The organism is Streptomyces caatingaensis, from assembly GCF_001187435.1.
In the GTDB taxonomy this organism is placed as follows: Bacteria; Actinomycetota; Actinomycetes; order Streptomycetales; family Streptomycetaceae; genus Streptomyces; species Streptomyces caatingaensis.
The window spans coordinates 1-13,044 of the sequence record NZ_LFXA01000001.1; the positions used below are offsets into that span (position 1 = coordinate 1).

The following is a 13,044-nucleotide window of genomic DNA, read 5'->3' on the forward strand; positions in this document are numbered from 1 at the left end:
TTTTTGAGATTCGCTCGCTCCACCTCACGGCATCGCAGCTCATTGTACCGGCCATTGTAGCACGTGTGCAGCCCAAGACATAAGGGGCATGATGACTTGACGTCGTCCCCACCTTCCTCCGAGTTGACCCCGCAGTCTCCTGTGAGTCCCCATCACCCCGAAAGGCATGCTGGCAACACAGAACAAGGGTTGCGCTCGTTGCGGGACTTAACCCAACATCTCACGACACGAGCTGACGACAGCCATGCACCACCTGTACACCGACCACAAGGGGGCGACCATCTCTGGCCGTTTCCGATGTATGTCAAGCCTTGGTAAGGTTCTTCGCGTTGCGTCGAATTAAGCCACATGCTCCGCTGCTTGTGCGGGCCCCCGTCAATTCCTTTGAGTTTTAGCCTTGCGGCCGTACTCCCCAGGCGGGGCACTTAATGCGTTAGCTGCGGCACGGACGACGTGGAATGTCGCCCACACCTAGTGCCCAACGTTTACGGCGTGGACTACCAGGGTATCTAATCCTGTTCGCTCCCCACGCTTTCGCTCCTCAGCGTCAGTATCGGCCCAGAGATCCGCCTTCGCCACCGATGTTCCTCCTGATATCTGCGCATTTCACCGCTACACCAGGAATTCCGATCTCCCCTACCGAACTCTAGCCTGCCCGTATCGAATGCAGACCCGGAGTTAAGCCCCGGGCTTTCACATCCGACGCGACAAGCCGCCTACGAGCTCTTTACGCCCAATAATTCCGGACAACGCTTGCGCCTACGTATTACCGCGGCTGCTGGCACGTAGTTAGCCGGCGCTTCTTCTGCAGGTACCGTCACTTGCGCTTCTTCCCTGCTGAAAGAGGTTTACAACCCGAAGGCCGTCATCCCTCACGCGGCGTCGCTGCATCAGGCTTGCGCCCATTGTGCAATATTCCCCACTGCTGCCTCCCGTAGGAGTCTGGGCCGTGTCTCAGTCCCAGTGTGGCCGGTCGCCCTCTCAGGCCGGCTACCCGTCGTCGCCTTGGTAGGCCATCACCCCACCAACAAGCTGATAGGCCGCGGGCTCATCCTGCACCGCCGGAGCTTTCCACCCACCGAGATGCCTCGGCAGGTCATATCCGGTATTAGACCCCGTTTCCAGGGCTTGTCCCAGAGTGCAGGGCAGATTGCCCACGTGTTACTCACCCGTTCGCCACTAATCCACCACCGAAGCGGCTTCATCGTTCGACTTGCATGTGTTAAGCACGCCGCCAGCGTTCGTCCTGAGCCAGGATCAAACTCTCCGTGAATGCTTACCGGACTCATACCGGTTCAACACTCGCGTTGAGCGGAACAGCCAGGCGGAATAAGCCCGGCCGTTCACAGCGTCCTCGCTGTGTTTTTCAAAGGAACCTCATCCCAACCGGTCAAACCGGCCGGAACGGGGTTGTTTTATAGTCTGGCGTTGACTTTTGGCACGCTGTTGAGTTCTCAAGGAACGGACGCTTCCTTCGCTCCTGTTTCACCAGGCGCTCCGGGCGCTTCCCTTCGTTGTTTCCAACCTTACCAGATCCGATTTCTAGTTTCCGGCCCCCTGCTGGATCGGGGTTTGCCTTCTCGCTTTCGCTGTCCGGCGATTTCGACTTTATCAGATTCGAGGCGAGCCGATTCGCACCGGCTTTTCGCTTCCGATAAGGAGTCAAGGTGCTTCATGTGGAGCGACCGAGCGGTCACTGCGCGAAGCGTTGTAGATGCTAACCGTTGAGAGCGATCTAGTCCAACCGCCTCAACCGTTTGAATCTACCTCCCTCGGGGGCCGTGTCAACGGTCCTCTTGGGGCAGATGAAACCTTACCAGGCTCCGACATCCCCCGCACACGCCCCCTCAGTCGAAGACCGTCGGCGGGCTCTCGAGGTCCTCGAGCTCGACGCCCGGGGCCGAGAGGACGACGTCGCCGGCGAGGTGGACGGTGTGCCGCTCCCCCGTGTCCAGGGCGCTGACCTGGTACTCGTCCACTTCGATGACCCCGTTGTCAGTGGGGTGTGGTGTCCTTCCGACCAAGGACCACGACTGGTCGACGGTGAGGGGGCGAGGACGGGGCGGTGAAGGCCACCAGGCGGATGCGGGTCGAGGGGCCACCGGGGGTCAGGCGCAGCAGACGGGCGAGGGCCACGTAGAAGGCGGGGGAAGCGCCGGTGAAACCGTGCGCGCGGACGTTGCCCTCAGTGGCGTGTTCGCCCGACGGGTCCGTGCGGACCCAGGTCACGCCGTCCAGCAGGGCCGCCCGCACCTGCCAGTCGGCGGACCGGAGCTGGAGACGGACGGGGCGGCCCAGGGCGTCGATCGAGAGATCGGCGGAGCCGGCGGGCTCGCCGGACGGAGTGGTGGTCGTGGAGACGTAGCGCCAGCCGGAGGGGCCGGCGGCGCACTGGAAGTGCTCGTCACCGAGGGGGTGTGGTCGTGCGGATCGTGGAGCGAGTAGCGGCCGCGGGGCATGGTGGGTTCCTTGACGCGAACGGGCCAGGCCCCCGCCGCGAGGGCGGGGGCCTGGCCGGCCGGTGGCTTCACCGGCTGCTGACGTTGCTCGTGCCGGTCCTGCCGGCACGGATGCGATCGTCAGTAACGGTAGTGGTCGGGCTTGTACGGGCCCTCGACCTTGACGCCGATGTACGCCGCCTGCTCCGGGCGGAGCGTCGTGAGCTTGACGCCGAGCGCGTCGAGGTGGAGGCGGGCGACCTTTTCGTCGAGGTGCTTGGGGAGCACGTAGACGTCGGTCGGGTAGGACTCCGGCTTGGTGAAGAGCTCGATCTGCGCCAGCGTCTGGTCGGCGAAGGAGTTCGACATCACGAAGGACGGGTGGCCGGTGGCGTTGCCGAGGTTCAGCAGGCGGCCCTCGGAGAGCACGATGAGGACCTTGCCGTCGGGGAAGGTCCAGGTGTGGACCTGCGGCTTGACCTCTTCCTTGACGATGCCGGGGATCTTCGCGAGACCGGCCATGTCGATCTCGTTGTCGAAGTGGCCGATGTTCCCGACGATGGCCTGGTGCTTCATCCTGGCCATGTCGGAGGCCATGATGATGTCCTTGTTGCCGGTCGTGGTGATGAAGATGTCGGCGGTCTCGACGACCTCGTCCAGGGTGGTGACCTGGTAGCCGTCCATCGCGGCCTGGAGGGCGCAGATGGGGTCGATCTCGGTGACGATCACCCGGGCGCCCTGCCCGCGGAGCGACTCGGCACAGCCCTTGCCGACGTCGCCGTAGCCGCAGACGACCGCGACCTTGCCGCCGATCAGGACATCGGTGGCGCGGTTGATGCCGTCGACGAGCGAGTGACGGCAACCGTACTTGTTGTCGAACTTCGACTTCGTCACCGCGTCGTTGACGTTGATCGCCGGGAAGAGCAGGGTGCCGTTGGCCTGCATCTCGTAGAGGCGGTGGACGCCGGTCGTGGTCTCCTCGGTGACACCGCGGATCTCCGACGCGAGCTGGGTCCACTTCTGCGGGTTCTCGGCCAGCGTGCGGTTCAGCAGCGTGAGGATCTGCGCGTACTCCTCGCTGTCCGCCGTGGACGGGTCCGGCACGGCGCCGGCCTTCTCGAACTCGACGCCCTTGTGCACCAGGAGGGTGGCGTCACCGCCGTCGTCCAGGATCATGTTCGGGCCGCCGGTCGGGGAGTCGGCCCAGGTCAGCGCCTGCTCCGTGCACCACCAGTACTCCTCCAGCGTCTCGCCCTTCCAGGCGAAGACGGGCACGCCCTGGGGGTTCTCGGGGGTGCCGTCGGGGCCGACCGCGATGGCGGCGGCGGCGTGGTCCTGGGTGGAGAAGATGTTGCAGGAGGCCCAGCGCACCTTCGCGCCCAGCGCCACCAGCGTCTCGATCAGCACCGCCGTCTGCACCGTCATGTGCAGCGAGCCGGTGATGCGGGCGCCCGCCAGCGGCTGCGCCTCCGCGTACTCCTTGCGGATCGCCATCAGACCGGGCATCTCGTGCTCGGCGAGGGTGATCTCCTTACGGCCGAAAGCCGCCAGGGAAAGGTCCGCGACCTTGAAGTCCTGGCCGGTGGAGGTGGTGGTCATACGGGCTGCTCCTCCTGAAGGGCGAGCGAGGGATGGGTACGGCCGTGCGACGGACAGGTCGCATGCGCGACGGTTGCCCTGAGGCTCCCGCGCGTCACACCTGGCCGCAGCGCAGTCCGTCGGAGGCCCTCTCTCCCTCGGCCGGTCCGTCGTGCGAACCGCCCGACCGCCATCAGCAGCGACGTCTGGCACCGCGTCCGAATCTACACCGGGCGGTGCGCCGAACCCCAGCCCCTTTGGGGTCCCGATCCGCGGAGCGATCGGTTCCGGACTGCGCCTGCCGCGCCGATCGGAGCACGTCCCGGCATCGCTCGGCCCCGGCGCGTAACACAATGTGATCACTCGCGTACGTATCGGAAGGATCCGGAGAGGAGAAAGCGTGTGACCAGTCCGGCCGGTTCCGCCGACGACGCGGGGGCCCGGGGAGGCGGAGCGGCCGGGGACGGCGCCCGGGCCGGGGGGCAACGGCTCAATCTGCTCGCCATCACCGCCTGCCCCACGGGCATCGCCCATACCTATATGGCGGCGGAGCGGCTGGCCCAGGCCGCCCACGCGCTGGGGCATGAGATCAAGGTCGAGACGCAGGGGGCGGTGGGGGCCGAGAACGTCCTCACCCCGCGCGACATCGAGGAGGCCGACGGGGTCGTCGTGGCGGCCGACAAGGACGTCGATCTCGGCCGGTTCGACGGCAAGCGGGTGCTGGTCACCGGTGTGACCGAGGGCATCGAGCATCCCGAGCGGCTGATCGAGGGCGTGCGCACGGCCCCCGTTCACCGGGCGGGCCGGCCCGGAGGCGGCAGGCGTGCGGGCGCGGTGGTCTACCGGGCGCTGATGACGGGCGTGTCGCACATGATCCCGTTCGTCGTCGTCGGCGGACTGCTGATCGCGGTGTCGCTGGCGCTGGGCGGGCACCCCGGTCCGAGCGGCCTGTTGCCGGCCGAGGGGTCGTTCTGGAGGCATCTGCACGACATCGGGGCCATCGGGTTCACGCTGATGCTGCCGGTGCTCTCCGGCTACATCGCCTATGCCGTCGCCGACCGGACGGCGCTCGTGCCCGGGATGGCGGGCGGCTGGCTCGCCGACCACGGCGGGCTGTACGACTCACGGTCGGGCGCGGGGTTCATCGGCGCCATCGTCACCGGCTTCCTGGCCGGCTGGCTGGTGCTGGGGCTCCGGCGGGTCACCGTGCCGGCGTTCGTCCGGCCGATCGTGCCGATCATCGTCATCCCGGTGGTGGCGACCTCCGCCCTGGGGCTGTTCTTCGTGTACGTCCTGGGCCGGCCGGTCTCCTGGGTCTTCGAGCACCTCACCGACTGGCTGGGCGGGCTGACCGGGGCGAGTGTGGCGGTGCTCGGGGTGCTCCTGGGGCTGATGATCACGTTCGACATGGGCGGGCCCGTGAACAAGACGGCCTTCCTCTTCGCGGCCGGGCTCATCCCGCGGAACCCCGAGGTCATGGGGATGTGCGCGGTGGCGATCCCGGTGCCGCCGCTGGGTCAGGGGCTGGCGACGCTGCTGCGGCGCGGGCTGTTCCGCGCGCAGGAGCGGGAGGCCGGGCTGGCGGCGTTGTTCATGGGCCTGTTCGGCCTTACGGAGGGAGCCATTCCGTTCGCTGCGGCCCGGCCGGTCCGGGTGATCCCGGCGAACATGCTCGGCGGCGGGGTGGCGGGCGCGATCGCCGGACTCGGGGCGGTCACGGACGGGGTGCCGCACGGAGGGCCGGTGGTGGTGGCGCTGGGCGTGGTGGGGGGCGTGCCGATGTTCCTGGTCGCGGTCGCGGTGGGGACGGTGGTGACGGGGGTGGCGACGGTGACCCTGATGTCCCTCGGCGGGGGCGGGCGCCTCCGGGTGGTCGGCCCGGAGGCGCCCGCCCCGGCGGTCGTCGTACCGCCGGCGTCGGCCGCTCCCGCCGCTGCCGCCGTACTGTCCGGCCGGCTCAGCGAGCGGACGGTGCGGCCGTGGCTGGCCGCGCGGGACAAGGAGGAGGCGGTCCGGGAGCTGGCCGAGCTGATGGCGGCGGACGGCGGCGTCACGGACGTCGGCCTCCTCGTCGCCGATGTGCTGCGGCGGGAGGAGCGGGGCACGACCGGGTTCGGGGAGGGCGTGGCGATCCCCCATGCCCGCTCCGACGCGGTGGTGGCGCCGGTCGTCGCCTTCGCGCGGTTGGAGGAGGGCGTGGACTGGGGCTCGCCGGACGGTACGGCGGCGCGGCTGCTCTTTCTCGTGGCGGTACCGCGGGGGGCCGCGGCGGACGAGCACTTGCGGATCCTGGCCGCGCTGGCCCGGAGGCTGATGGATCCGGGGTTCCGGGGGCGGTTGATGACGGCGGAGGGGGTGCGGGCGATTGTGGGGGTGTTGTCGGAGATTCGGTGACGGGGGGTCTGCAGGACGGGCCGGATCAGCCCGCGGCCCCCGGGCCGCCCGGCGTGGCCGCCGGGTCGGGGCCCGCCGCGGCGGCTGCCGCGTCGTAGATGTCGGGCTCCAGGTAGATGACGCGGGCGATGGGGACGGCGTCGCGGATGCGGGCTTCGGCCGCGTCGATGGCGCGGGCCACCTGCGCCGCCGTGTCGTCGTGCCGCACCGCGACCTTCGCCGCGACCAGCAGCTCCTCCGGCCCGAGGTGCAGCGTGCGCATGTGGATGACGCCGGTCACGGTCTCGCCGTCGACGGCCGCGGCCCGGATGCGGGCGACCTGTTCGGGCCCGGCCGCCTCGCCCAGGAGCAGGGACTTCGTCTCGGCGGCCAGGACCAGCGCGATCAGGACCAGCAGCGCGCCGATGCACAGCGTGCCGATGCCGTCCCACACGCCGTTCCCCGTCGCGATGGTGAGTGTGACGCCGAGCAGCGCGAGCACGAGGCCGACCAGCGCGCCGAAGTCCTCCAGCAGGACCACGGGGAGTTCGGGCGCCTTGGCCGTGCGGATGAACTGGCCCCAGGACTGCCGGCCCCGCAGTTCGTTCGACTCCTTGACCGCCGTCCGGAAGGAGAAGCCCTCCGCGACGACGGCGAAGACGAGCACGCCGACGGGCCAGTACCAGTTGTCCAGCGCGTGCGGTTCGCGGATCTTCTCGTAGCCCTCGTAGAGCGCGAAGACGCCGCCGATGGTGAACAGGACGATGGAGACCAGGAAGCCGTAGACGTAGCGCTCGCGCCCGTAGCCGAAGGGGTGTTCCTCGCTGGCCGCCCGGCGGGCCTTCTTCCCGCCGAGCAGCAGCAGCGCCTGGTTGCCGGAGTCGGCGACCGAGTGCACGCCCTCGGCGAGCATCGAGGACGACCCGCTGAACACGAAGGCGACGAACTTCGCCGCCGCGATGGCCAGATTGGCCCCCAGCGCGGCGACGATGGCCTTGGTCCCGCCTTGAGCACTCATACGCAGTCGTTGTCCTTTGCTGTTCCTTTGCCGCTTCGGCGGGCCATTGTCGCAGCAGGCGCGGCTGGGACGGGCGCGCCGCGGTCAGACGGCCACGGTGGCGCGGAAGACGGTGCACGCGCCGTCGAGCACGGCGTGCTCCCCGGCCCGGACGAAGACCGACTCCCCGGGGGCGAGCGGCAGTTCGGAGCCGTCGTCGCCCCGGAGGAGGGCGGTGCCCGCGGTGCACAGCAGGATCTGGGGGGCGCGCGCGTCCAGCGGTCGCGCCGGCGCGCCGACGGGCCGCACATACCGGGAGAGGCGGAACTCGCGCACGGGCGCCGCGTACACCTCCTCCCCGTCCGCCCCGGCCTCGGGCCGCAGCACACCGGGGACGCTCGGCTCGAAGCGGACGACGCGCAGCAGTTCGGGGACGTCGATGTGCTTGGGCGTGAGGCCGCAGCGCAGCACGTTGTCGGAGTTGGCCATGATCTCGACGCCGAGGCCGTCGAGGTAGGCGTGCGGCACCCCGGCGCCCAGGTAGAGCGCCTCACCGGGCTGGAGCCGCACGTGGTTGAGGAGCATGGCGGCGACGACGCCCGGGTCGCCGGGGTAGTGCCGGGCGACGAAGGCGTAGGCGGCGTAGTCGTCCCGGTGCGGCCCCTCGCGCCCGGCGAGCCGCTCGGCGGCGGCCCCCGCGGCGACGGCGGTCTCGGCCATGGCCGCGCGGTCGGCGGTGAGGACGGCGGTGAGGACCTCGCGTAGCGCGTCCGTCCCGGGGTGGGCGCGCAGCAGGTCGACGTAGGGCTTGAGCGGGTCGACGTCGAGGGCCGCGAGCAGGTCGGCCGTCGCCGCCGGGTCGCGGAAGCCGCACAGGCCGTCGAAGGGGGTGAGGGCGCAGAGGAGTTCGGGCTTGTGGTTGGTGTCCTTGTAGTTGCGGTGCGGGGCGTCGAGCGGGATACCGAGGGCCTCCTCGGCGGCGAACCCGGCGACGGCCCCGGCCCGGTCGGGGTGCACCTGGAGCGAGAGCGGGGCGGCCGCGGCGAGCAGCTTGAGCAGGAACGGCAGGACGGGGCCGAACTCCCGGACGGCCGCGGCGCCGAGCTCGCCGTGCGGGTCGGCGGCGATGACGTCGGAGAGGGGGCGGGGGCCGTCCCCCCGGTCGACGCGGGACGGGGCGCCGGGGTGGGCGCCCAGCCACAGCTCGGCCTGCGGCTCACCGGTCACCGGCGTGCCGAGGAGCTCGGGGATCGCGGTGGTGGAGCCCCAGGCGTAGGGGCGCACGGCGTTGGCGAGGCGGTCCATGAGGCGGTTCCTGACGTGGTCGTACGGGTCGGGCCGCGCGCGCCCGCTAGGGGGTGTTGGCGAGGGCCAGGTAGACGGCGGCGAAGTCGGTGACGGCCAGCAGCTCGGCGGCGGTCTCCAGCGCTGTGCCGTCCTCGGCCCCCTCCAGTTCGCTGACGGGTGCGCCGCGGTGGAGGGCGAGTTCACGGGCGCCGGGGGCCGGTGAGGTGACGTCGGGGGCGCGTTCGCGGAGGAGGACGACGCGGGCGTGGAGCGCTTCGGGGTCCTCGACCCGGTCGCGGAAGAAGTCCTCCGGGTCGGCCCCGGCGGCGAACGCCCCGGAGAGCAGGGTGCCGTGGGCGGTGAGCGCCTCGGGCAGCTCGGCGGCGAGCGCGGGGCGGCCGGCGAGCGCGGCCAGGACGGTGGCGAAGCGCCGGCCGGCCGCGGCGGCGAGGTCGCCCTCGGTCCAGATGAGCGGGAGGGTGCCGGCGAGCTCGGCGGCCAGGGTCTTGGCCGGGTTGCCGTAGGTGGCGATGGCCGGGCCGCAGCGCTCGGCGATCTCGTCGAGCCGGTCGGCGAGGCCCTCCAGGGCGCCGGCCGGGGCGTCGAAGAGGCCGATGCGGTCGGCGAGCGCGAGGAGCGGGGTGAGCAGCGACCAGAGGGTGCCGGGGCCGGCCGGCAGGACGTTCTCCCCGTTCTCCGGGGCGGGGCCGGCCGTCGCGGCCTCGTACGGGGTGCTGGTCAGCGGGATGGCCAGGCCGCGGGCTTGGGCGGTGGCGTCGGCCAGCGGCGAGCCGGCCGGGGTGACGCAGACGACCGTGCAGCCGCGGCGGTAGGCGGCCTCCAGCAGCAGGGCGAGGCCGGGTTCGGTGCCGTCGGGGGTGACGACGAGGAGCAGGTCGAGGGGGCCGGTCCAGCCGGGGAGCGTCCAGCGCAGGGCGCCGGGGGCGGGGGCGACGCCGGCCGGGCGGACGGTCGTCACCGGGCAGCTCCCGCCGCACAGGGCGGCCAGCAGCTCGGCGGTGGAGCCGGCGGCCGGGCCGGGGCCGGCGACGAGGACGGCGCGCGGGCGGCCGTCGGGCCGCAGGGCGCCGACGCCCGCCTCGTCGGCGTTGCGGGCGGCCGTGCGCACCCGGGCGCCGGACTCGGCCGCTCCGCGCAGGAGGCCGCGGACGTCCGCGCGGGACAGGGCGTCGGGGTCGTCCAGCAGTGACTCGTCGAACACCGTTGATCAGTCTCCGATCGCCGTCGGGCGGGCGCGGTGGGTCAGGCGGGGCGCCGGGCCTCGTCCACCAGCAGGACGGGGATGCCGTCGCGGACGGGGTAGGCCAGGCCGCAGCCGTCGCCCGTGCACAGCAGCTCGGCGGTCCCGCCGGAGGCGCCGCCCGCCTCGGTGGCCGCTGCCTCGCGGAGCGGGGCGTGGCAGGCCGGGCAGGCGAGGATCTCCAGGAGGCCGGCTTCGAGCGGCATGGGGGGTCCCTTCGGGAGGTGTACGGCTTCGTGCGTGGTGCGGTCAGCGTACCGCCGGGCCGTGGGGCCACGCGCCGCGTGGCCCCAGGGGGGTGACGGGGTCAGGCGCGGACGACGGCCAGGACCTCGTCGCGGACGCGGGCGACGGTGGCGGCGTCGCGGGCCTCGACGTTCAGCCGCAGGAGGGGCTCGGTGTTGGAGGCGCGGAGGTTGAACCACCAGTCGGGGGTGGTGACGGTGAGGCCGTCGAGTTCGTCGACGGTGACGTTCTCCCCGCCGGCATAGGCGGCCTTGACGGCGGCCATCCGGCCGGGCTGGTCGGCGACGGTGCTGTTGATCTCGCCGGAGGCGGCGTAGCGGTCGTAGGCGCGGACGAGCTCGGAGAGCGGGCCGGCCTGCTCGCCGAGGGCGGCGAGGACGTGGAGCGCGGCGAGCATGCCGGTGTCGGCGTTCCAGAAGTCGCGGAAGTAGTAGTGGGCGGAGTGCTCGCCGCCGAAGATGGCGCCGGTGCGGGCCATCTCCTGCTTGATGAAGGAGTGCCCGACGCGGGTGCGGACGGGCTCGCCGCCGTGCTCGCGGACGACCTCGGGCACCGAGTGGGAGGTGATGAGGTTGTGGATGACGGTACCGCCGGGGTGCTTGGCGAGCTCGCGGGCGGCGACGAGGGCGGTGATGGCGGACGGGGAGACGGGCTCGCCGCGCTCGTCGATGACGAAGCAGCGGTCGGCGTCGCCGTCGAAGGCCAGGCCGATGTCGGCGCCGGTCTCGCGGACCTTGGCCTGGAGGTCGACCAGGTTCTTGGGGTCGAGCGGGTTGGCCTCGTGGTTGGGGAAGGTGCCGTCGAGCTCGAAGTAGAGCGCGACCACGTCGATCGGCAGGCCGTCCAGGACGGTGGGGACGGTGTGGCCGCCCATGCCGTTGCCCGCGTCGACGACGGCCTTCAGCCGGCGGATGCCGGTGAGGTCGACCAGGGAGCGCAGGTGGGCGGCGTAGTCGGCGAGGGTGTCGCGCCGCTCGAGCGTGCCGGGCCGGGCGACGGCCGCGGGGGCCCCGCTCTCCGTCCAGCCCTCGACGAGCGCGCGGATCTCGGCGAGGCCGGTGTCCTGGCCGACGGGCGCGGCCCCGGCGCGGCACATCTTGATGCCGTTGTACTGGGCGGGGTTGTGGCTGGCGGTGAACATGGCGCCGGGCAGGCCCAGGTGCCCGCTGGCGAAGTACAGCTGGTCGGTGGAGCAGAGGCCGATCTCGGTGACGTCGGCGCCGCGATCGGCGGCGCCCTCGGCGAAGGCGCGCGAGAGGCCGGGCGAGGACGGCCGCATGTCGTGGCCGACCACCACGGCGCCGGCGCCCGTCACCTCGACGAAGGCCGCGCCGAAGAGCCGGGCGAGCCGCTCGTCCCACTGGTCGGGGACCACACCACGCACGTCGTAGGCCTTCACGAGCTGCGACAGATCGGCCACGTCAACCCCTCCTGGAGTCCTGGAACAGGGACCCCAACCTACCTGGCGGGACCGACAATCCGGACGCCGGACGGCCGACCCGGTGCCGAACCGGTGGTGGACGGCGCGCGAACGGCGGTGGACGGAACGTCACATCGGGGACGTTTCCGCCGTACGCGGCATCAGGAACCACCGTACGCGGGTCAGGAGCCACCGTACGCGGAGTCAGAACCGGCGAACGCGGCGTCAGGAGTCCGGCGAGCGCAGCACCCTGAGGTGGCCCCGGCGGGCGACCTCCATGGGGTTGACCTCCCGGGTGCTCGGCCCGACGGGGCCGACGGCCGGCCCGGCGCCCGGGCCCGCGGCGCGCTCCTGCGGACGGGCCGCCTCGCGCACGGCGTTGGCCAGGGCTTCGAGGTCGTCACTGCTGGGGCGGGCGGGGCCGGTGTCCACGGCGAGGCGGACGACGTCCCAGCCGCGGGGGGCGGTCAGGCGCTCCGAGTGCTCGGCGCACAGGTCGTAGCAGTGGGGCTCGGCGTAGGTGGCGAGCGGGCCGAGGACCGCGGTCGAATCGGCGTAGACGTACGTCAGCGTCGCCACGGCCGGGCGGCCGCACGCGGTGCGCGAACAGCGACGTACAGGGCTCACGACGTTGGACGGTACCGCACTCTTGAGCGGGCCGCGACGACTCACTCCTGGCTCACCCCTCCGTGTCGTGCCGGAGCGTCCCGTGGACACCGGCCCCGAACCGCCTGGCTGACCTGCGCGGGGAGCGATCGGGACGGGAAGGGCGCCGCTGGGACTCAGTCATCACCTGGCCACCATAGTGTCATTCGGCATGGGAGCACCGGTCTCGCGGGGGGCTTTATCCGATCGCAAGCAAGCGCGTAACGCTCATCGGGCGACATCCGATGAGATGCGCGGCTACGGCGCGTGCACGGCCGGGCGGCGGATACCCTCGGGGTGATGGACAGCCCCGTACCGCCACCGGCCGCCGCCGGCGGCGAACCCAGCCCCGCGGGTCCGCGCCCGCGCCATCGCGACCGGCACGGCCGCGGCATGCGCGGCCCGATCGCCCCGCCGCAGGTGCCGCTGTCGGTGAGTCGCGCGGAGGCGTTCGTCGACCTGGTCCACGACTCGGCGGAGCGGCTGGAGCGCCGCTGGCCGCAGCTGGCGTCGGTCGATTTCGCGGTGCGCGAGGTGCCCGTCCCGGGCGAGGACGGCGAGCCGCCCGGGGAGTTCCTCGACGGCGAGTCGGTGCCGCTCGGGCGGTACGTCCCGGCCCACGGCGACCGGCCCGACCGGATCGTCGTCTACCGCCGCCCCGTGGAGATCCGCACCAAGAGCCGCGACGAGCGGGCCCTGCTGGTGCACGAGGTCGTCGTCGAGCAGGTCGCCGAACTGCTGGGCCTGGCCCCCGAGTCCGTCGATCCGCGCTACGGCCAGGACTGAGCCGGCGGCCCGG

The 13,044-nt window shown here is 71.7% G+C and carries 9 protein-coding genes, 1 rRNA gene and 1 pseudogene; 2 read left to right on the top strand and 9 right to left on the bottom strand.

Going from position 1 to position 13,044, the window contains the following annotated elements; translation table 11 throughout:
* The 3 genes and pseudogenes from AC230_RS00005 to ahcY form a co-directional block, all read right to left on the bottom strand.
* Nucleotides 1-1,273: ribosomal RNA gene (locus AC230_RS00005) — 16S ribosomal RNA — on the bottom strand; the annotation flags it as partial.
* 574 nt (nucleotides 1,274-1,847) lie between these two features.
* Nucleotides 1,848-2,459 (bottom strand): annotated as a pseudogene (locus AC230_RS00010) (hypothetical protein).
* 120 nt (nucleotides 2,460-2,579) lie between these two features.
* On the bottom strand, nucleotides 2,580-4,037 hold the full coding sequence (ahcY, locus tag AC230_RS00015) for an adenosylhomocysteinase (RefSeq protein WP_049713831.1): 1,458 nt from the start codon (nucleotides 4,035-4,037) through the stop codon (nucleotides 2,580-2,582).
* 381 nt (nucleotides 4,038-4,418) lie between these two features.
* Between ahcY and AC230_RS00020 the strand changes: the two genes are divergently transcribed.
* Nucleotides 4,419-6,410, top strand: coding sequence for a fructose-specific PTS transporter subunit EIIC (locus tag AC230_RS00020; protein ID WP_049713832.1), 1,992 nt, complete (start codon nucleotides 4,419-4,421; stop codon nucleotides 6,408-6,410).
* A gap of 25 nt (nucleotides 6,411-6,435) precedes the next feature.
* Here the strand turns inward: AC230_RS00020 and AC230_RS00025 are convergent, their stop codons facing one another.
* The 6 genes from AC230_RS00025 to AC230_RS00050 form a co-directional block, all read right to left on the bottom strand.
* On the bottom strand, nucleotides 6,436-7,407 hold the full coding sequence (locus tag AC230_RS00025; RefSeq protein WP_049713833.1) for a cation diffusion facilitator family transporter: 972 nt from the start codon (nucleotides 7,405-7,407) through the stop codon (nucleotides 6,436-6,438).
* Between the two features lie 84 nt (nucleotides 7,408-7,491).
* Nucleotides 7,492-8,691: a mannose-6-phosphate isomerase, class I gene (manA, locus tag AC230_RS00030; RefSeq protein WP_049713834.1), complete on the bottom strand. Its 1,200-nt coding sequence runs from the start codon at nucleotides 8,689-8,691 to the stop codon at nucleotides 7,492-7,494.
* Between the two features lie 46 nt (nucleotides 8,692-8,737).
* A complete protein-coding gene (locus AC230_RS00035) occupies nucleotides 8,738-9,895 on the bottom strand; it encodes an SIS domain-containing protein (RefSeq protein WP_049713835.1) in 1,158 nt (385 codons plus the stop codon).
* A gap of 41 nt (nucleotides 9,896-9,936) precedes the next feature.
* A complete protein-coding gene (locus tag AC230_RS00040) occupies nucleotides 9,937-10,140 on the bottom strand; it encodes a Trm112 family protein (RefSeq protein WP_049713836.1) in 204 nt (67 codons plus the stop codon).
* 101 nt (nucleotides 10,141-10,241) lie between these two features.
* Entirely contained in the window at nucleotides 10,242-11,600 is a 1,359-nt protein-coding gene (locus tag AC230_RS00045) for a phosphomannomutase/phosphoglucomutase (protein WP_049713837.1), read from the bottom strand.
* Between the two features lie 225 nt (nucleotides 11,601-11,825).
* Nucleotides 11,826-12,272, bottom strand: coding sequence for a DUF3499 domain-containing protein (locus tag AC230_RS00050; protein WP_078870836.1), 447 nt, complete (start codon nucleotides 12,270-12,272; stop codon nucleotides 11,826-11,828).
* 273 nt (nucleotides 12,273-12,545) lie between these two features.
* Here AC230_RS00050 and AC230_RS00055 point away from each other — a divergent pair, with 273 nt between their 5' ends.
* Complete coding sequence (locus AC230_RS00055) at nucleotides 12,546-13,031, top strand: metallopeptidase family protein (RefSeq protein WP_049713964.1); 486 nt, start codon at nucleotides 12,546-12,548, stop codon at nucleotides 13,029-13,031.
* The last annotated feature ends 13 nt before the right edge of the window (nucleotides 13,032-13,044 follow it).

Excerpts from the sequence above, each read along its gene's own strand:
- ahcY (WP_049713831.1), bottom strand. The coding sequence starts at position 4,037 with ATGACCACCACCTCCACCGGCCAGGACTTCAAGGTCGCGGACCTTTCC.
- AC230_RS00025 (WP_049713833.1), bottom strand. The coding sequence starts at position 7,407 with ATGAGTGCTCAAGGCGGGACCAAGGCCATCGTCGCCGCGCTGGGGGCC.
- manA (WP_049713834.1), bottom strand. The coding sequence starts at position 8,691 with ATGGACCGCCTCGCCAACGCCGTGCGCCCCTACGCCTGGGGCTCCACC.
- AC230_RS00040 (WP_049713836.1), bottom strand. The coding sequence starts at position 10,140 with ATGCCGCTCGAAGCCGGCCTCCTGGAGATCCTCGCCTGCCCGGCCTGC.
- AC230_RS00055 (WP_049713964.1), top strand. The coding sequence starts at position 12,546 with ATGGACAGCCCCGTACCGCCACCGGCCGCCGCCGGCGGCGAACCCAGC.